The sequence below is a fragment of the Denitrobaculum tricleocarpae genome (genome assembly GCF_007004665.1).
GTDB classification, from domain to species: Bacteria; Pseudomonadota; Alphaproteobacteria; order Kiloniellales; family Kiloniellaceae; genus Denitrobaculum; species Denitrobaculum tricleocarpae.
The window spans coordinates 1-16,268 of record NZ_ML660063.1; the positions used below are offsets into that span (position 1 = coordinate 1).

At 60.6% G+C, this 16,268-nt stretch carries 16 protein-coding genes; 9 read left to right on the plus strand and 7 right to left on the minus strand.

Annotated elements, in window-relative coordinates; genetic code table 11:
- Positions 1-194 precede the first annotated feature (194 nt).
- Entirely contained in the window at positions 195-575 is a 381-nt protein-coding gene (locus FKG95_RS25500) for a cupin domain-containing protein (RefSeq protein ID WP_142899283.1), read from the plus strand.
- A gap of 171 nt (positions 576-746) precedes the next feature.
- Here FKG95_RS25500 and FKG95_RS25505 read toward each other — a convergent pair whose 3' ends face one another.
- The gene (locus FKG95_RS25505; RefSeq protein WP_142899284.1) at positions 747-1,100 is read right to left on the minus strand and encodes a PilZ domain-containing protein; all 354 of its coding nucleotides are present in this window, start codon (positions 1,098-1,100) and stop codon (positions 747-749) included.
- Between the two features lie 417 nt (positions 1,101-1,517).
- Between FKG95_RS25505 and FKG95_RS30045 the strand changes: the two genes are divergently transcribed.
- Positions 1,518-2,174 (plus strand): PEP-CTERM sorting domain-containing protein, encoded by a 657-nt coding sequence (locus tag FKG95_RS30045; protein ID WP_218940366.1) that lies wholly within the window; start codon positions 1,518-1,520, stop codon positions 2,172-2,174.
- A gap of 73 nt (positions 2,175-2,247) precedes the next feature.
- On the opposite strand, the gene FKG95_RS25515 is transcribed toward FKG95_RS30045, so the two are convergent.
- A complete protein-coding gene (locus FKG95_RS25515; RefSeq protein WP_142899285.1) occupies positions 2,248-3,624 on the minus strand; it encodes an aminotransferase-like domain-containing protein in 1,377 nt (458 codons plus the stop codon).
- 136 nt (positions 3,625-3,760) lie between these two features.
- On the opposite strand from FKG95_RS25515, the gene FKG95_RS25520 reads away from it, so the two are divergent.
- From FKG95_RS25520 to FKG95_RS25535, 4 genes are all read left to right on the plus strand, one after another.
- The gene (locus FKG95_RS25520; protein WP_142899286.1) at positions 3,761-5,068 is read left to right on the plus strand and encodes a hydroxymethylglutaryl-CoA reductase, degradative; all 1,308 of its coding nucleotides are present in this window, start codon (positions 3,761-3,763) and stop codon (positions 5,066-5,068) included.
- Between the two features lie 49 nt (positions 5,069-5,117).
- Positions 5,118-6,164 (plus strand): TRAP transporter substrate-binding protein DctP, encoded by a 1,047-nt coding sequence (gene dctP, locus FKG95_RS25525; protein WP_142899287.1) that lies wholly within the window; start codon positions 5,118-5,120, stop codon positions 6,162-6,164.
- A gap of 125 nt (positions 6,165-6,289) precedes the next feature.
- The gene (locus tag FKG95_RS25530; protein ID WP_142899288.1) at positions 6,290-6,781 is read left to right on the plus strand and encodes a TRAP transporter small permease subunit; all 492 of its coding nucleotides are present in this window, start codon (positions 6,290-6,292) and stop codon (positions 6,779-6,781) included.
- Positions 6,781-8,103, plus strand: a complete 1,323-nt coding sequence (locus FKG95_RS25535; protein ID WP_142899289.1) for a TRAP transporter large permease — start codon at positions 6,781-6,783, stop codon at positions 8,101-8,103. Before FKG95_RS25530 ends, FKG95_RS25535 begins: the two co-directional genes overlap by 1 nt.
- A gap of 132 nt (positions 8,104-8,235) precedes the next feature.
- On the opposite strand, the gene FKG95_RS25540 is transcribed toward FKG95_RS25535, so the two are convergent.
- Positions 8,236-9,573: a carboxymuconolactone decarboxylase family protein gene (locus FKG95_RS25540; protein WP_179954285.1), complete on the minus strand. Its 1,338-nt coding sequence runs from the start codon at positions 9,571-9,573 to the stop codon at positions 8,236-8,238.
- A gap of 93 nt (positions 9,574-9,666) precedes the next feature.
- Here FKG95_RS25540 and FKG95_RS25545 point away from each other — a divergent pair, with 93 nt between their 5' ends.
- Positions 9,667-10,578, plus strand: a complete 912-nt coding sequence (locus FKG95_RS25545) for a LysR family transcriptional regulator (protein WP_142899291.1) — start codon at positions 9,667-9,669, stop codon at positions 10,576-10,578.
- A gap of 20 nt (positions 10,579-10,598) precedes the next feature.
- Here the strand turns inward: FKG95_RS25545 and FKG95_RS25550 are convergent, their stop codons facing one another.
- Complete coding sequence (locus FKG95_RS25550) at positions 10,599-11,351, minus strand: AAA family ATPase (protein ID WP_218940367.1); 753 nt, start codon at positions 11,349-11,351, stop codon at positions 10,599-10,601.
- Between the two features lie 30 nt (positions 11,352-11,381).
- Positions 11,382-13,016 (minus strand): MocR-like pyridoxine biosynthesis transcription factor PdxR, encoded by a 1,635-nt coding sequence (gene pdxR / locus FKG95_RS25555; protein WP_218940368.1) that lies wholly within the window; start codon positions 13,014-13,016, stop codon positions 11,382-11,384.
- 69 nt (positions 13,017-13,085) lie between these two features.
- Here pdxR and FKG95_RS25560 point away from each other — a divergent pair, with 69 nt between their 5' ends.
- Positions 13,086-14,477 carry a globin-coupled sensor protein gene (locus FKG95_RS25560; protein ID WP_142899292.1) on the plus strand — a complete coding sequence of 464 codons (1,392 nt, stop codon included), beginning with the start codon at positions 13,086-13,088 and terminating at the stop codon, positions 14,475-14,477.
- 110 nt (positions 14,478-14,587) lie between these two features.
- On the opposite strand, the gene FKG95_RS25565 is transcribed toward FKG95_RS25560, so the two are convergent.
- Positions 14,588-15,031: a YbjQ family protein gene (locus tag FKG95_RS25565; RefSeq protein ID WP_218940369.1), complete on the minus strand. Its 444-nt coding sequence runs from the start codon at positions 15,029-15,031 to the stop codon at positions 14,588-14,590.
- Between the two features lies 1 nt (position 15,032).
- A complete protein-coding gene (locus FKG95_RS25570) occupies positions 15,033-15,356 on the minus strand; it encodes a YbjQ family protein (protein WP_142899293.1) in 324 nt (107 codons plus the stop codon).
- A gap of 166 nt (positions 15,357-15,522) precedes the next feature.
- Here FKG95_RS25570 and FKG95_RS25575 point away from each other — a divergent pair, with 166 nt between their 5' ends.
- Positions 15,523-16,218, plus strand: a complete 696-nt coding sequence (locus FKG95_RS25575; RefSeq protein WP_142899294.1) for a hypothetical protein — start codon at positions 15,523-15,525, stop codon at positions 16,216-16,218.
- Positions 16,219-16,268 lie beyond the last annotated feature (50 nt).

The following is a 16,268-nucleotide window of genomic DNA, read 5'->3' on the forward strand; positions in this document are numbered from 1 at the left end:
GGCGAGCCCTTCCGGCGCGACGCCATGAAGAAGCCGGTCGCCGTCGCGGGCATCGACCCCAAGGACATGCGGCCCCAACCTTCTCTTTAAAGGGGCCGAGCCTCTAAAGGGGCAATTCGTATAGACGAGAAAACGAAGGCGGGATCACTCCCGCCTTCGTCATTCTGAAAAGCTATTACCGGAACAAAAAAGCCATGACCGACAATCCCTTTGCCGTCGCCGTCGCCGTCGCCGTCTTCACCGACGAACCCAAACGCGAAGTCCACCGGACCCTCGACGCCGAACGCGTCGTCTCCGGCGACCCGCAACATCACACCCGCTTTTTCTTCGAGAGCGAAGACGGCGCCCTGGTATCGGGCACCTGGACCAGCACGCCCGGCAAGTGGCATGCTTTCACCGACCGCGACGAGTTCTGCTATATCGTCTCCGGTCACTGCCGCCTGATCGACGATAAAGGCTTTACCCGCGAGTTCAGATCCGGTGACGCTTTCCTCATCCCCAACGGCTTCCGCGGCTTCTGGGACGTGATCGAAACCACCACAAAGCACTTCGTGATCCGATCGCACGAGCCGTGATGCATCATCGTCGGTATTTTTAAGAACGGAAGAAGCAGTCTCTTAAACGAAGCAGACTGCGTTAGCGATGACTTCCTTGCGAGACAGCTGGCACCGGATTCGACGCGTTCCACGTGCTGTTTGAACCCAGGGGACTCTCTTATTCTTTCTCTGCGGATGGCGCCGGGAAGACTAAAGCTCCAGACATCTGCCCGGCAGAACCCCGGCCAGCGTTTCCGCCACAGTCTCGGGTTTCGCCATAAATTGCAGGCCTGCAAAGCCCCCATGGTTCCATGCGGGCCGCACTTCAAAATCGACAAGACCATAGAGCGTGAGCTGTTTGATCGGACCGCCCGCCAGAGGTCTGGCGATCCGGATCTTCGCACCGTTGGCGGAGAGATCGAAAACGACGCAGTCGGTGACCTGCTCCGTTTCACCCGGATCCGACATTTGTGCCGAAACAAGGACGCAAGCCCGCTCAAATGCCCGTCTTTCGGCGTTTCGGGGCTCTTGCAAGGTCTGGAAATACTGATCGTTTGCGGCCATGGCCTGCGCCTCTCAAAGGTGACACTGTCGGTGTATCTCGAAAATTTTAGATAAAAACCATTAGGATGTTTCTAAGAGACTGGGTTAACGCCTCATGAAGCTTGTTGAGCGAGCCCTGCCTGCGCCAGCTGATCAGATTTTCGTGGGGTTGCAATAACTCTCGGTAGAATTTATAGCTACTCTTGGAATCTGTAAAATTCCGACGCTTGGTTTTATATTTCAGGTGAATTGAAGTCTCGCGCGTTTCATATCTATTTGAGTTAAAACAAATAGTATCCCTGGTTTGATTCCTTCGTAGCGGCGGACTTCATGCAGGTTCCATCAACCTAGAGTGTGCGTACAATAATAAAATCGGCTGTCCGGTCGCGGTGAGATATCCCGATCCGCGGAACGGATGTAAATTGGGGAGTGTTTTGAGTGTTCAATCGGATTTCATCTCATTTGCAGAGCGCACTGCTGGCCGCGCTCATTCTTTTTTCGACGGCGGGCGTCTCCACGGCGACCGTGATCACTTTGGGAGAACAGGATTTCAACGACGGGGATATCATCAGTCTTACCGTCTATAACCGGGCGCAGAGCGGCGAACCGCGGCCCTTCAACGCCTTCAGGGGCCGTGATAATCAGCGGGGGAATTTTTTCAGTCAAAGCTGGAGCTTCAGTTTCGCCCCCGATGCCTCGATCACGGCGGCCAACCTTATGCTGGGGCTGTTCGACCATGACTGCCGAAGTGCAACCTGTACCCCGGTCGGATCCTTCGAGGTGGACGGCACCGACTTGACTGATGCCTTGAATGCGGCCCTCCAGGCCACGGGCACCTTCATCAATGCCTCCTATGACATCGTGACGGTCGATCTCGGGTCGATTCTCGGTGATCTCGCCGATGGGATCGTCGATATGTCCCTGACCATGCAGGCCGTGCCCGAAGAACCGGAGGGCGGCAATGGCATGGGCCTGGACTTTGCCAAATTGACGATCGTATCGGACGCCGTTGCGGTTTCGGAGCCGGGAACCCTTGCGATCCTGGGGCTGGGGCTCTTGGGCCTCGGCGTACTGCGCAGGCCTAAAGCTGCGTAAAGCGCTTGCTTGCCGGAGAGCTTTAAAGCCTGTGACTACGGAGAACCACCGTTCAAGCTGCTCCTTCTATCGCTTAACTTCCGATTTGCTGCCGGATGAAGTTATAGAATCGTGAGTCGTTCACCCGTGTGATGTTGATCCTGATCGCGGGGTCTTGCTGGCTCTCGTCGGCGGAGAAGATCGTGCTGGGGGCGATGAAGATCCCGGCGCGCCCGGCTGTCTTTGCAAGCTCCAGGTCGGAGCGGCCCTTCGGCAGCATGAGGTAGGAATAGTAACCGTCGGTCTCCGCCGAAAAGGCGTCCAGTCCCAGGTTCTCCAGCTTCGCGCCGTATTCGGCTTTCGCCTCGTCCAGGCGTTTGCCCAGCTTCAGCAGATGCTTGTGGTAGCGGCGGCTCTTGATCATCTCGGCGATCATCATCTCCGAAAAGCGCGAGCTGTTGACCACGGTGATCATTTTCAGCTCGGCGATATCCGTGGCGATCTCCGCCGGCGCGGCGATATAACCGCAGCGGAAACTGGCGGAAAGAACCTTCGAGAAGCTGCCGACGAAAATGACCGAGCGGATCTGATCCAGTGCGGCCAGGCGTATCCCGCCGCGGCCCGGAAGATCGACAAAGGGATCGTCGTCCACGACCAGCATCCGCGCCTGGTTTGCAATCTGCAGCACGCCGTGGGCGGTCGGCAGGTCGAACGAGGTTCCTGTGGGGTTGTGGCCTGTGGATTGCGTGAAAAAAATTCTCGGGCGTTCGCGCGCGGTCTTGGCGGCGAGATCTTCCAGGTCCGGACCGTTTTTCGCTCTACGCACACCGACGAAACGAACCTGGGCCAGCTTCAGCTTGGCGAAGAGCGGATAGTATCCCGGGTCGTCCACAAGAACGCAGTCGCCGGGCGAGAGGTAGCGGCGGATGATCAGGTCAAGCGCGTGATTGGCGCCGAAGGTGGTCACCACCTGATCCGCCGTGATGTGGATCTGTTCGGCTCTGTGGCGCGCGGCGATCAGTTCGCGCAACTCGAGATGACCGAATGCGCTGCCGTAACCGGAGCGGTCGCCTGCCTCGCGGCGAAAGAGGTCGTTGCCGAGACGGGCCGGTATCGAACTATCCATCCAGGACGCTGGCGGGCGGCCGTCCCCCACGCGTACCGAAAAATCCTGCGTCAGTTGCGACCGGAGCAGGGAAATGCGGTCGGCGGCTTCCGAGAGGTGGCGGGGCGGCGGCGCTTCGGTTTCGCCGATAGGCTCCTGGCGCTCTGCGACAAAGAACCCGGAACCGCGCCGCGCGACGATCAGGCCCTGGGCCGCCAGGCGGTCATAAGCCTCGATCACCGTGTTCTTCGATACCTTGAAGTCTTCCGACGCATTCCGCACGGAGGCAATGCGGGCGCCCGGCGGCAGGATGCCATCGCGGATACCCCTGGTGACCGCCGCGATCACCTTTTCCGTTTTATTCATCTCCCGCCTCAGCCTGAGGTGTTAATTGTGTCTAAAAATGAAGGGGTACAGTAAAGGTATTGTGTCGATAATTGTACCTATTTTTGCCGAAGAAACTTCCCATAATCAATCCAGGCAATTGAGGGGATAAGGTTCGATGTCAGAAGAGGCGGGACGGCGCGCGGATCGCGAGGTCAACTCCCGGATTGAAAAATTCCGCGATCTCCAGCCGCAGGCACGCTGCGAGGCGGTCTGCACAGCCGCCGGGCTGGCCAGCGAGGATCAGGAGGTCTTCTCGGGCCGCGACGCGCTGCCCCTGGCCCTGGCCAACGGTATGATCGAAAACGTCATCGGCAAGTTCGAGCTGCCTCTGGCGGTCGCTTCCAACTTCACGGTCAACGGCCGGGATTACCTGATCCCGATGGCGGTCGAGGAACCCTCCGTGGTGGCCGCGGCCTCCTACATGGCCAAGATCGCCCGGGGGTGCGGCGGCTTTTTCACCTCGTCCAGCCTGCCCATCATGCAGGCACAGGTTCAGGTTCTGAGGGTCGCCGATCCCTTCGCGGCGCGGCAACGTCTCTTCGCCGCCCGCGACGAACTGATCGGCATGGCCAACGAACGCGACAGGATGTTGGTCGCCCTGGGCGGCGGCTGTAAGGACATCGAAGTCCGGGTCTTCGAGGACTCGCCGGTTGGCCCGATGGTGGTTCTGCATTTACTGGTCGACGTGCGCGACGCCATGGGGGCCAATGCGGTCAACAGCATGGCTGAGACGATCGCGCCGCGCGTCGCCGAAATCACCGGCGGCGACGTGCGGCTGCGCATTCTCTCCAACCTGGCGGACCGGCGCCTGGTGCGCGCGCGGGTCGAGATCACGCCCGAAGCGCTGAGCACCAAGACCCTGCAGGGCGCCGATGTCGCGCAAGGCATGGTGGAGGCCTGCGCCCTGGCGATCGTCGACCCTTACCGGGCGGCGACGCACAACAAAGGCATCATGAACGGGATCGATCCGGTCGTGGTCGCGACCGGCAACGACTGGCGTGCGATCGAGGCGGGCGCCCATGCCTATGCGGCACGGGACGGCAGATACAGTTCGCTCTCGCGCTGGGAGATCGATGCCGAGGGCCGGCTGGCCGGCAGTATCGAGATGCCCATGGCGCTGGGCCTGGTGGGCGGCGCGACCAAGACGCATCCGGCGGCCCAGGCGGCGCTCCGCCTGATGCAGGTGACCTCCGCCACCGAGTTGGCCGAGGTGGTCGCCGCCGTAGGTCTGGCCCAGAACATGGGGGCACTGCGCGCGCTCGCGACCGAGGGCATTCAGAAAGGGCATATGGCCCTGCATGCCCGGAACATCGCCATTCTGGCAGGTGCGGAAGGCGCTGACGTCGACCGCGTCGCAAAGGCCATCGCGGCGGCCGGAGAGGTCAGCGTCGATAAGGCGAAGGAAGTCTTGAGAACGCTGTAACGGGCCGGGCGCGGCCACAATCAAATCTAATAGTTAGGGAGTGAAAAAAATGACCACTATCAATCGGCGGAAACTCATGGGCCGCGCCGGCGCGGCTGCGCTTGCGGCACCGGCCATCGTCGCGGTCTCAAGTCTCGAAACACGGGCCCAGAGCGCGGTCAAGTGGCGGATGCAGGCCCTTTGGGGCGGCGGCACCACGCCGATGATCTATGAGGAAAAATTCTGCGCCCGCGTTGCCGAACTGACGGCCGGCAGCCTGGAGATCACACCCTTTGCGGGCGGGCAGATCGTGCCCGCGGCACAGGCATTCGATGCCGTGCGGGGCGGCGCGTTCGAGCTGATGAAAACCTACGACGGTTACACCGCCGGCAAAATCCCCGCCCATGGTTTTACTTCCTCCGTGCCCTTTGGGTTCCCGGAGGCGGATCAGTACGAAGCCTGGTTCTATAATCGCGGCGGCCTGGAGCTCGCGCGCAAATCCTATGCGCCGGCGGGTCTCAGCTACATCGCGCCGACGGTCTACGGCGAGGAGCCGATCCACTCGAAGGTGCCCATCCGCAAGATCGCCGACATGAAGGGCCTGAAGGGCCGTTTTGTCGGTCTCGCCTCCGCGGTGATGGCGGAATTCGGCGTTGCCGTTTCGCCCCTGCCGACATCGGAAGTCTACTCGGCGCTCGACAAGGGCTTGATCGATTTTGCCGACCGTGGCGACATCAAAGCCAACTACGAGCAGGGTCTGCATGAGGTGACCAAGTACCTGATCCTGCCGGGCGTGCATCAGCCGACCACCGCGACCTGCTATGTCGCGAATACGGCGGCCTACAATCGGCTGAACGATCAGCAGCGTGCGGCGATTGCGCTTGCGGCGCGCGAAGTCTCGGGGGCGCTGCGCCAGGATATCCTGGTGTCGAACGGCGAGTATCTGGCCAAGTTCGTCGAGGCCGGGGTCGAGGTCATCACCCTGGATCAGGAGGATATCACCGCGGCCCGCGCCACGGCGGTCACCACCTGGGAAAGCGTTGCCGGCGAGGATGCGCTGGCCAAGGAAGTGCTTGCCTCCCAGCGCGATCTGATGCGTGATTTCCGTCTGCTCTGATCTTATGAGATAGAGGTTGATCCTGCCTGGCTGTTCCGGCCCTTCGCAGGATCAGCCTCTGTAACTTTTTCCTCTTCCCCTCGCTTCACGGACAGCAGTGGCACGGAGGGGACCGGAGCTATTGCATGTTGCAGTTCGCCAGGGCCGTTACCGCCGTCAACGGGGCTTTGTTTGCCGCCGCAAAGTGGCTGATCTATCTGATTGCGGCCTTGATGCTTTTCGAAATCGTCTCGCGCTACAGTCTGTCCTCGCCCACGTCCTGGGCGCCGGAACTCGCGGCCTTGATCTTCGGTCCCTTCTTCCTGCTCGGCGGTCCCTACCTCCTGCACAGAGGCGGCCATGTCTCGGTCGATCTCCTGTCCGGCCGGGCCCGCGGCAGGCTGAAGAAAACCCTCGCCATCATCGGCGCGCTGCTCGCCATGATTTTCGGCGCGGTTCTTTTGTGGTTCGCCCTGCCGCTGGTGCTGCAGTCCTTCGAATATGGTGAAACCTCCTACTCCTCCTGGAATCCGGTGCTCTGGCCGACCAAGGCTTTCCTGCCTCTCTCGGCCTTTCTTCTGATCCTTCAGGCGCTCGCGGAGATTATTTTCCGGCTGCACGAGCGAGAGGCCGAGTGATGGAATCCGCGGCTATCCTTCTGGGCATGTTCCTCTCGCTCGTGCTGCTGATGCTGACGGGCGCGCCGCTGGCCTTCGTTCTGGGGGCGATCGCGTTCCTGGCGACGATCCTGCTCTGGGGACCGGGCGCACTCTTGGTCGTGGTCCTCAACACCTTCGAGACCATGACCTCCGATGCCCTGATGGCGGTGCCGCTCTACGTTCTGATGGCGTCGATCCTGCAGAAGTCGGCAATCATCGAGGACCTCTACGTGGCCATGGAGAAGTGGTTCGGCGGCCTGAACGGCGGTCTGGCGATCGGCACCATCGTCATCTGCACGATCATGGCGGCCATGACCGGCGTGGTCGGCGCCGCGGTCGCCGCCATGGGTATTCTCGCGCTGCCCTCCATGCTGGCGCGCAACTACGACCGGCCTCTCGCCCTGGGCGCGATCTGCGCGGGCGGCACCCTGGGTATCCTGATTCCCCCCTCCGTGGTCACGATCATCTACGCGATCACCGCGCAGATATCGATCGGCAAGATGTTCATTGCCGGCATCGTGCCGGGCCTGATTCTGGCCGCCGCCTACAGTCTCTACATCTTCCTGCGTGCAACGCTGAACCCGGAGATCGCGCCCAAACTCGCCGGCGGGAACCAGGTGCCGCTGGGCGAGCGTCTCGCCTCGCTGCGGGCGCTGGTGCTGCCGACGTTCGTTATCTTCACGGTTCTTGGGTCGATCTATCTGGGGCTGGCGACCCCCACCGAAGCCGCTGCGGTCGGCGTGGTGGGCGCGATCCTCTCGGCCGTCGTGTCGGGCAAGTGCCGGCTTAAAAGCTTTTCCGAAGCCGCGGGCGATACCCTGCGGGTGACCGCCATGATCCTTTGGATCACCATCGGGGCGCGGGCCTTTATCTCAGCCTTCGTTGCCACGGGCGGTGCGGATTCCATTCTGGGCTTCGTCGAGAGCGTCGAGGCCTCGCGCTGGTTCATTCTGCTCGCCATGCTGCTGATCCTGATCTTCCTAGGGCTCTTTCTCGACGAGATCGGCATTATCCTGCTCTGTGTTCCGGTCTTTCTGCCGATCGTAAAGGCCCTTGGTTTCGATCCCCTATGGTTCGGGGTTCTCTTCATGATCACGGCGCAAATGGCGTACATCACACCGCCGTTCGGCTACACTCTCTTTTACCTGAAGGGGGTCCTGCCCGCGGGGATCGGGATCGGCCAGGTCTACCGCGGCGTCATCCCCTTTTTCCTGCTTCAGGCCATCGTGCTCGGCCTCTTTCTGGTGTTTCCGGAGTTGGTTACCTGGCTGCCGAATGCGGTTATGGAGAGCGGCCGCTGAGGGCGGTTCGACACCGCGACCAGATACTTCGTGGTCCGGTCTCATGAAACGGGATGCGTGGATTGGTTTGATCAGCCGCTTAGAATATGAGACCGGATGTGGGGCTTGCCGCAGGTGTATGGCTTTCAGGGTTTAATTTGAGGCCTTTTCCTGAAGAATGTTGCCTGCTAGCGCCAAGGCGCGCTCGACCTTCGGATATCCGACATACGGAATGAGATTGAGAAGTGTCTCGATCACTTCGACCGGTGTTGCGCCGACATTCAACGCCGCCTCAACATGGACCCGCAATGGCGTTTCCGAAGTCATGGTTCCGACCGACGCCATACTTGCAATCGCGGTCAGCTCGCGTACTTTTTTGTCGATGCCCGGCCGTGAAAAGATATCGCCATAGGAGTGGGTGACGATCATCTGTCCGATTTCCGGCGCAATGTTTTCAAAGCCGGCGACAATCGCCTGACCGGTGCCGCCGGAGATAACGGACAGAGTATCAGCTCCCCGTTTGAAGCGTGACGCATGCGCCTCCGACGGCTCGCTGTCGGGTGTTTCGTCTGACTCAGAGAGCAAAACGGCTTTCGCATCGATCTCGCGGAACAGCTCTGCAATGGTGAAAAAGCCGACAAGCGCGGCTGGGAAGCCGGCATAGACTGTCAGCTGGATGATCGCTTCAATGATTTCGTCACGCGCAACACCCCGGCGCAGAGCGGACAACACATAGTCTCTGAGCGATTGTCGGCTGTTCCCGGCTGTTGCGAGCATCGAGATGGCCGACAGATACTTCGTTTTTGCGTCAAGCCCGTCCCGCGTCAGCAATTCGCCGTGAAGAAACTCCACCAAGAGCTTTGCAAAAACCGGCGAGGTTTCGGCGAGTTGCCGAAGACGCTGCGGTGCATTTTCGCCGTGAGCGGCGAGGTGCCGAAGCCCGCGCAGGTGCCGTTCGGTGCCGTCGCCTTTACCGAGCGGCACCGGCTGCATTTGCTGACCCCGTTCCTGCAAAACATCCCGAATGACAGCGGTTGTGTCGATCGCAGCGGGAAAGCCGCAGATGCCTATGGCAAGAAAGCAGAGCTCGACCAACACCTCGGGTTTGCCGCCGACGTTCAGAAAGCCGTCGATATGATAACGGGTGGGGAGTGGATGGTTGCCCTGTGCGATCAAAGACGCAACGGTCAGTGCTTCGCGGGTCACGAGGTCAAGATTGGGGCGCGCCAAAACATCGCCATAACCATACTCCACGACAAAGCGGGCCAGGTCAGGGGAAACCTCTGCCACCGCATTGATCGCTGCGTCAAAGTCGGCACCTCCGACATCGCGCAGAATCTTGAAACCACGCCGGTAGCGCTCGCTTTCTTTCTGCGCCTCATCTCTTGCGGACACCAGCGAACTGCCGCCGATAATGCAGCTTGCCGACCCTATGCCGGCGGCTCTCAGGAACGCTCGCCGACTGCCCTGTGACCACTTTCTGTTCACCATGTAAGTTTCCTCTGTCATTGCATTGCCGCCTGCCTTGACAGCTTTGTACTAGAAGCAGAAAAATGAATGAAATGAACATTTTGGATAAGTTAAATGAACGATATTCATTTAAGGGCGATCGATCTCAATCTACTGAAAGTGTTCGGCGCGCTCCTGGAGTCCGGCAGTACCGTGCAGGCGGCGAACGACCTGGGCCTGACCCAGTCTGCGGTCAGCCACGCCTTATCCCGCCTTCGTCATCTCTTCGACCACCGGCTATTTGTGCGCGAACACGGTGGCCTTACAGCAACGCCCTTTGCCCGTGAAATTGAACCCCGCATCCGCGATCTCCTGATGCAGGCAACGCAGATCCTTCACTTGGGGCGTGACTTCGACCCGGCAACATCAACACGGACCTTTGCCTTGGCGATGCCCGATTACGCGATGTTGACGGTCCTTCCGGCTCTGAGAAACAGGCTGGCAGGCAGCGCGCCCGGTATCGGGCTCGAAATTCGACAGACCGATAGTCTCAAGGTCCTGGAAAGTCTTGATCGCGGTGTTGTCAGTATGGCTGTTGGAAACATTCCCACTGCGTCAGCCGACATAGAAACCATTCCCCTGTTCGACGAAGCTTTGCGCGTTGCCGCGGCTGAAGGTCACCCGATCTGGAATAACCCGCTTACCTTGCAAACATATCTTGCGCAGGACCACCTCGATGTCGTGCGCGATCCGGCGAAACCCGGTTTAACGGAGTCAGCTTTGGCGGCACGCGGCGCAAAGCGATCGATCAAATTGAAGATCGGGACATTTCTCGTGGTCCCTCAACTTGTGGCTTCGTCCGGGTTGGTTGCCACCGAACCCTCCCGCGTGCTGAGCCCGTTGAGTGACACGCTTGGTTATCGAACCGAGGCGCCTCCCTTCCCAAGTCCGCGGTTCACGATCTCGCTCGCGAGGCACAAGCGAATTTCCGGTGATCCCGGGTATGAATGGCTTGCAGACCAGGTGGTTGCGCTGTTTCGCACATGAACGGACTCAGGTGTTTCGGTCTAATCCATCAGGATGGACAGCATTTTCCCGGGCTTGTTCAGGAAGTCCTTCGTGACTCTGTAGTGTTCCGTTTCTTCGTAGGGCGTTGCGGTGAGTCCCGTGTCGGAGATGACATAGATCTGCGCGTCGGGATAAGCCATGATGATGGGCGAATGGGTCGCGATGATGAACTGTGAATTCTCCTCGACCAGATCATGGATGCGCGAGAGCATCGCCATCTGCCGCATGGGCGAGAGCGCCGCTTCCGGCTCGTCCAGAATATAGAAACCCTGTCCGAAGAAGCGGTGCATGAGCAGAGCGAAGAACGACTCGCCATGGGATTGCTTGTGAAGTGACGTGTAACCATAAGAGTTGATGATTGGAGGGCCGCCCGGATGCGCGTCCAGGTTCTCGATCTCGGTCGCCACGTTGAAAAAGCTTTCCGCGCGCAGGAAGAAGCCGTCCTTTGGCCTTACATGGCTCTTTGACAGACGCAAAAACGCGTCGAGTTCCGAGTGTGACTCGCGGGTCGAGAAACGAAAATTCCGGGACCCGCCCTCGGGGTTGAATCCCCAGACGGCCGCCATGGCTTCCAGCAGTGTCGATTTACCGCTGCCGTTTTCTCCGACGAAAAAAGTGACCTTCGGGTGCAGCTTGAGCGAGTCGAGGTTTCTGACCACCGGAAGCGAGAAAGGGTATTCCTCGAAAGACGTTACCTTATTCCGCAGCAGATGAAGCTCTTTCACATAGCTTGGTGTCTTTGTGTTTCTCACGCTCTTCTCATTGGCTGCGTCGTCTCCCGCTCAGCTTTGCCGACGCCTGATAGCATCTGCGATCAGCTTCACGCCCTGCGCGATCCGGTCTTTGGGGATTACAGAGTAGGAGATCCGCGCGAAGTTGCGCGGCGGCGTTTCGGAGGCGAAGAAACGCGCGCCCGGTTCGATCAGCACGCTGTCGTTCTTCAACTCCTCGGCCAGGGCGCCGCTGTCGATCTCTTCCGGCAGTTCCAGCCAGACACTGGCGCCGCCGATGCTGTCCTTGTTCGCGACCTTCAGGCCTGCATCCGTCAGTGCTTTTTCCAGAATCAGCCAGCGGGCTTTGAACTCGCTGCGCTGGCGGGCGGCATGGGCATTGTAATGGCCCAGCGCCAGAAAGTAGGCGGTGGCGCGCTGGGTGATGCCGGGCGGGTGCCGGGTCACCAAGGTGCGCAGGCCGCGCGCTTCCGTGATCAGGGGGTCGGCGGCGGCGATGTAGCCCAGGCGCAGGCCGGGAAAGAGGGTCTTGGAAAAGCTACCCAAGTAGATCACCCGGTCCTGGCTGTCGATGGATTTGAGGGCGGGCAGGGGCGGCTTGAGGTAATTCATTTCGTAGTCGTAGTCGTCCTCGACCACCAGGAAGTCGCGTTCCTCCGCCAGCTCCAACAGGCGCCGCCGCCGTGCTCTCGACATATTGACGCCGGTCGGCGCGTGATGGCTGGGGGTGATGAAGACCACCTGCACAGCCTGCGGGATTTCCTCCACGCACATGCCCTCCCGGTCCACCGGGATCGGTGCGATTTTTACCCCGGATCGGCGCAGCATCTCGCGCAGTTCCGGATAACCGGGCTCCTCGATGGCGGCACAGGCCTGCGCCCGGTGCGCCATCAGCAGATGGGCGACGATCCAAAGCGCATTCTGGGCGCCCAGGGTGACCAGCACCTCTTCCGGCCGGGCGGCCACCCCACGTCCCGGCAGACTGCGCATCACGATCTGCTTGACCAGCATGGGGTCGTCCGTGTCCCGGAAGTCACCCGCCGCCGCGTCGAAATCCCGCTTGCCCAGAGCGCGGCGCGCGCAGTCCCGCCAGGCGTCATGGGGAAAGAGGCTCTGATCCGCCTGGCCATAGACAAAGGGGTAGCGGTAGGCCCGCCAGTTCGCCGGTTTGACCTTTTCGGCCACCGCCGCGTAATCGCCAGGCAGATGCTGAGACCAATCCACTTTCAGCCGGTCGTCCTGCGTCTTCTCCTCCGCCGCCAGGCGCAGGCTGGGGGAGGCTTCGGCAATCAGATAACCGCTGCGCGGCGCCGAGACCAGATAGCCGTCGGCGACCAGCTCCTGATAGGCCGCCGAGACCGTGATCCGCGCGATCTTGAGGTGCTGCGCCAGCGCCCGTGTGGACGGCAGCTTGTCACCCGGCGCGAAACGTCCCGACCAGATCGCCCCGGAGATGGTCTCGCGCAGGCGCATCTGCAGGCTGATGGCGGCGTTTTCGCTCAGGAAAATATGGCTGACGCTGATGTTCATGGCGGAAGAATAGCTTTCACGACGGAGCGGCGAAAGCTCCCACAATGCCATTTCCGGCTGCGCTGTTGTTGCGTGCGGGTCGGCGCGCGCATGGCAAAGCTGCGGGGTGAGGATGTAAGCAGGTGCGCGGATGAAATAGAGGCGCACCACTTCCATATTGACAGCTCAAATACAAACAAAGCGGGAAGTTTTCACAAATACTTAGGAATTTTGCTTTTTAACTAGATGGTTGATCCTATTGACATTATCGGAATACGGAACGCGATCGTGACCACTAAAGATAATCATCAAGAGCTGCTTAAGTTTAACCGTATCGACGAAGGAACGAAGAAGACGCTCAGGCAAATGAAGCCTTTTCTAGAGCAAGAACTCCCGCCAATCCTGCAGAATTTTTACCAGCACATTTCAGGTTATTCTGTGCCCGATGGGCTCTTTGACAGCGAAGATGCAAAGAAACATGCCGAGGCGCAGCAGCTTAAGCACTGGTTACTGATCGCGTCCGGAAATTTCGATCAGGATTACATCGAGTCCGTGCGTGTGGTCGGGCGGGTCCACAACAGGATCGGGCTGGAACCGGAGTGGTACATCGGCGGCTATGCCTATATCACCACCGAGCTGCAGCGCCGTATCAGCGATCACTTCGACAGCCGTTTGTCCAACAGCCGGATCAGGGCCAGGCGGGCGGATGCGCTGGCGGCGATCAACCAGGCAGCCCTGCTCGACATGAACCTGGCGATCTCGATCTACCTGGACGAGGGCAAGAAGGCGCGGGAAAAGGCGCTCGAAACCCTGGCGCAGCAGTTCGAGGGCAGTATCAAGGCTGTGGTCGACGGCGTGGCCTCGGCTTCGGCGGAAGTTCTTACGACGGCCCAGAAGATGTCGGCTATTGCCGGGCAGACCCGCGACCAGGCCTCCTCGGTCGAGGAGACCTCGCGGAACGCCATGCAGAACGTGGAAACCGTGGCTGCGGCGTCGGAGGAGCTGACCTCCTCCATTGAGGAAATCGGCCGGCAGGTGACAAGTTCCAGCAGGATTTCCGGCGAGGCCATGGAAAAGGCCCGTCATACCAACACACAGGTCGAGGGCCTGACCGGAGCCGCCCGGAAAATCGATCAGGTCGTCAACCTGATCCAGGAAATTGCCGAACAGACCAATCTGCTGGCCCTGAACGCGACCATCGAGGCCGCGCGGGCGGGTGAGGCGGGCAAAGGCTTTGCGGTGGTGGCCAGCGAGGTCAAGCTGCTGGCCAACCAGACCGCGCAGGCAACGGATCAGATTGCGGCCCAGGTCGCCGAGATACAGGCGGCGACGGAGAGCTCCGCCGAAGCGATCGGGCAGATCGTCGGCACCATTGAATCGGTCAGCGAGATTTCGACCGGCATTTCTTCCGCCGTCGAGCAACAGAGCGCTGCGACCGGCGAGATTTCGCGCAACATTCAGGAAGCGGCCGCCGGGACCCGAAGCGTCTCCGGCAGCATCGGGGGCGTCACCCAGACCGCGCAGCAGGCCGGCGACGCCTCCGCGCAAATGCTGGAAGCCTCCAAGGGCCTCGACCGGCAATCGGAGAGCCTGCGCGGGGCCGTGCAGGAATTTCTGGCAAGCATCCGGGCGGCTTGAGAGACGCCGCGCTTGCGGATGCGAACGCGGCTGCAGCGCGGGCTCCGGCTTTTTTGGGGCCGCTGTGCCGTCGCCTCGGGGACGATCCCGCGCCGGTCCGGGGGAGTGTGCTAACGTTGTTTCGCGGCGGTCCCATAGGCGAGGATCTCGATGCCCTGGGCAATCCGGGCGGTCTCGAAGCGGGTGTTGACGATCACCGAGAAGCCGTCATTCCGGGCAGCCGCCTTCATGCGCAGCACGGCCTCGCGCCGGCCCCGGTCCAGCAGGCTCTCATAGCTTCTCATGTGGCCGCCGAAGATGTTCCGGATGCTGGCCAGCAGAGCCTTGAAGCGATCTTCCGCGATCACCGTTCCGCCGCTGACGAGTTTGACCTCCGCCGCCTCGAAGCCTTCGGGCAGGGTCTCGCCGGAATGGATCAGCAGCGAACGGAATTCCTCTTCCCGCCGGTTGATCGAACGGTAGTGCCGGCGCTCGTTGTAGGTTCCGACGATCAGGCCGATCACGATCAAGACGGCGGGTGTGCCGAAATAAAGGGCAATCTCCAGAGCACCCACGTCAGACGCCCTCCTGCTCGACGATCACCGCGGTGCCGTAGGCCAGGATTTCCGCAGCGCCGGGCGTAATGGTCGAAGTTGCGAAACGGATGTTCAGGACGGCGTTGGCACCCGCGGTCTTGGCCTGCTCCATCATGCGCCGCAAGGCCTCGTTGCGGGCTTCCTCCAGCAGCTCGGTGTAGCCCTTCAGCTCGCCGCCGACGATGTTCTTGAGGCCCGCGAAAATATCGCGGCCAATGTGCTTGGATTGCACGGTGCTGCCCTGCACCAGTCCTTTGTGTTCTCTAATGCGCCAGCCGGGCAGATGATCCAGATTCGTAAGCATTCAAATATTCCTTTGGTGTTTCATCTATTTTAGGTGGTAGTGGTTAAGGATATTTTTTTCCTGGTGCTTCGCGTCAGCGTCACCAATCCCGGCAGTTACCAAATGGTGAAGCATCGTATGAAGTTATGTGTGTTTGTTCTCTCTTTTCCGCCAACTCAATACTGACATGACATCCAACAAAGATCTTAAAAGGATCTATGACCGCATCTGGTCGGGCGCACGGGATAGAGCGCTCGGCAACGCGATGGCCTGTGACTCGCCGCCGGAATTCGGCGAAACGCGCTGGGGCCTGAGTCTGATCCTGCGCGTTCCCTTCCGCGAGTCCATTGCCGGGATCTGCCCCGAATTGATCGCACACGCGGGAGGCGGGCAGTTCTGCTACGACAGCAGCAACTTTCACATGACTCTGCGTTCGATCGAGGGCTATCGGGGCGATATCCCCACCGGAGACCGGCGCGCGCGGATCTATGCCGAGCGGGTCGCAGAGCTGCTGCCGCACCTGCGCGGACTGTCCATTACCTTGCAGGGACTGACCTGCGGCAATTCATCGGTGCTGGTGCAGGGCTGGCCGAGCGTCGATCTGCAGGCTTTTCGCGTTGCTCTGTTCCAGGCCCTCGAAGGGATCGAGATTTCCGTGCCCGGCGGCGAGATCTCGGCAGAGCGGGTGCGCAACACCGCGCACGCTTCGCTTCTGCTGCTCAATGGGCCTCTGGCGGACCCCGCCGGCTTCGTGGAATTCATCGATCAGAACCGCGCGCGGGAGTTCGGGGCCTTCACGCCGGAGGCCGCGGAGCTGGTTTTCTATCGGCGGACACGGAAGGAAACCTTCGTCGAGACGCTTGCCTCGCTTCCGATTGCCTAAATCAGGCCGCTCAAGTTATAGCTTGAGTCGGGGTGCATCGCTCAGCCGGC

What these genes read in the sequence shown, in the direction of transcription:
- FKG95_RS25520 (WP_142899286.1), top strand. Translation starts at nt 3,761, where the DNA reads ATGTCAGAAGAGGCGGGACGGCGCGCGGATCGCGAGGTCAACTCCCGG.
- FKG95_RS25540 (WP_179954285.1), bottom strand. Translation starts at nt 9,573, where the DNA reads ATGGTGAACAGAAAGTGGTCACAGGGCAGTCGGCGAGCGTTCCTGAGA.
- dctP (WP_142899287.1), top strand. Translation starts at nt 5,118, where the DNA reads ATGACCACTATCAATCGGCGGAAACTCATGGGCCGCGCCGGCGCGGCT.
- pdxR (WP_218940368.1), bottom strand. Translation starts at nt 13,016, where the DNA reads ATGGAAGTGGTGCGCCTCTATTTCATCCGCGCACCTGCTTACATCCTC.
- FKG95_RS25505 (WP_142899284.1), bottom strand. Translation starts at nt 1,100, where the DNA reads ATGGCCGCAAACGATCAGTATTTCCAGACCTTGCAAGAGCCCCGAAAC.
- FKG95_RS25515 (WP_142899285.1), bottom strand. Translation starts at nt 3,624, where the DNA reads ATGAATAAAACGGAAAAGGTGATCGCGGCGGTCACCAGGGGTATCCGC.
- FKG95_RS25500 (WP_142899283.1), top strand. Translation starts at nt 195, where the DNA reads ATGACCGACAATCCCTTTGCCGTCGCCGTCGCCGTCGCCGTCTTCACC.
- FKG95_RS25575 (WP_142899294.1), top strand. Translation starts at nt 15,523, where the DNA reads ATGACATCCAACAAAGATCTTAAAAGGATCTATGACCGCATCTGGTCG.
- FKG95_RS25570 (WP_142899293.1), bottom strand. Translation starts at nt 15,356, where the DNA reads ATGCTTACGAATCTGGATCATCTGCCCGGCTGGCGCATTAGAGAACAC.
- FKG95_RS25560 (WP_142899292.1), top strand. Translation starts at nt 13,086, where the DNA reads ATGGTTGATCCTATTGACATTATCGGAATACGGAACGCGATCGTGACC.
- FKG95_RS25545 (WP_142899291.1), top strand. Translation starts at nt 9,667, where the DNA reads ATGAACGATATTCATTTAAGGGCGATCGATCTCAATCTACTGAAAGTG.
- FKG95_RS25530 (WP_142899288.1), top strand. Translation starts at nt 6,290, where the DNA reads ATGTTGCAGTTCGCCAGGGCCGTTACCGCCGTCAACGGGGCTTTGTTT.
- FKG95_RS25535 (WP_142899289.1), top strand. Translation starts at nt 6,781, where the DNA reads ATGGAATCCGCGGCTATCCTTCTGGGCATGTTCCTCTCGCTCGTGCTG.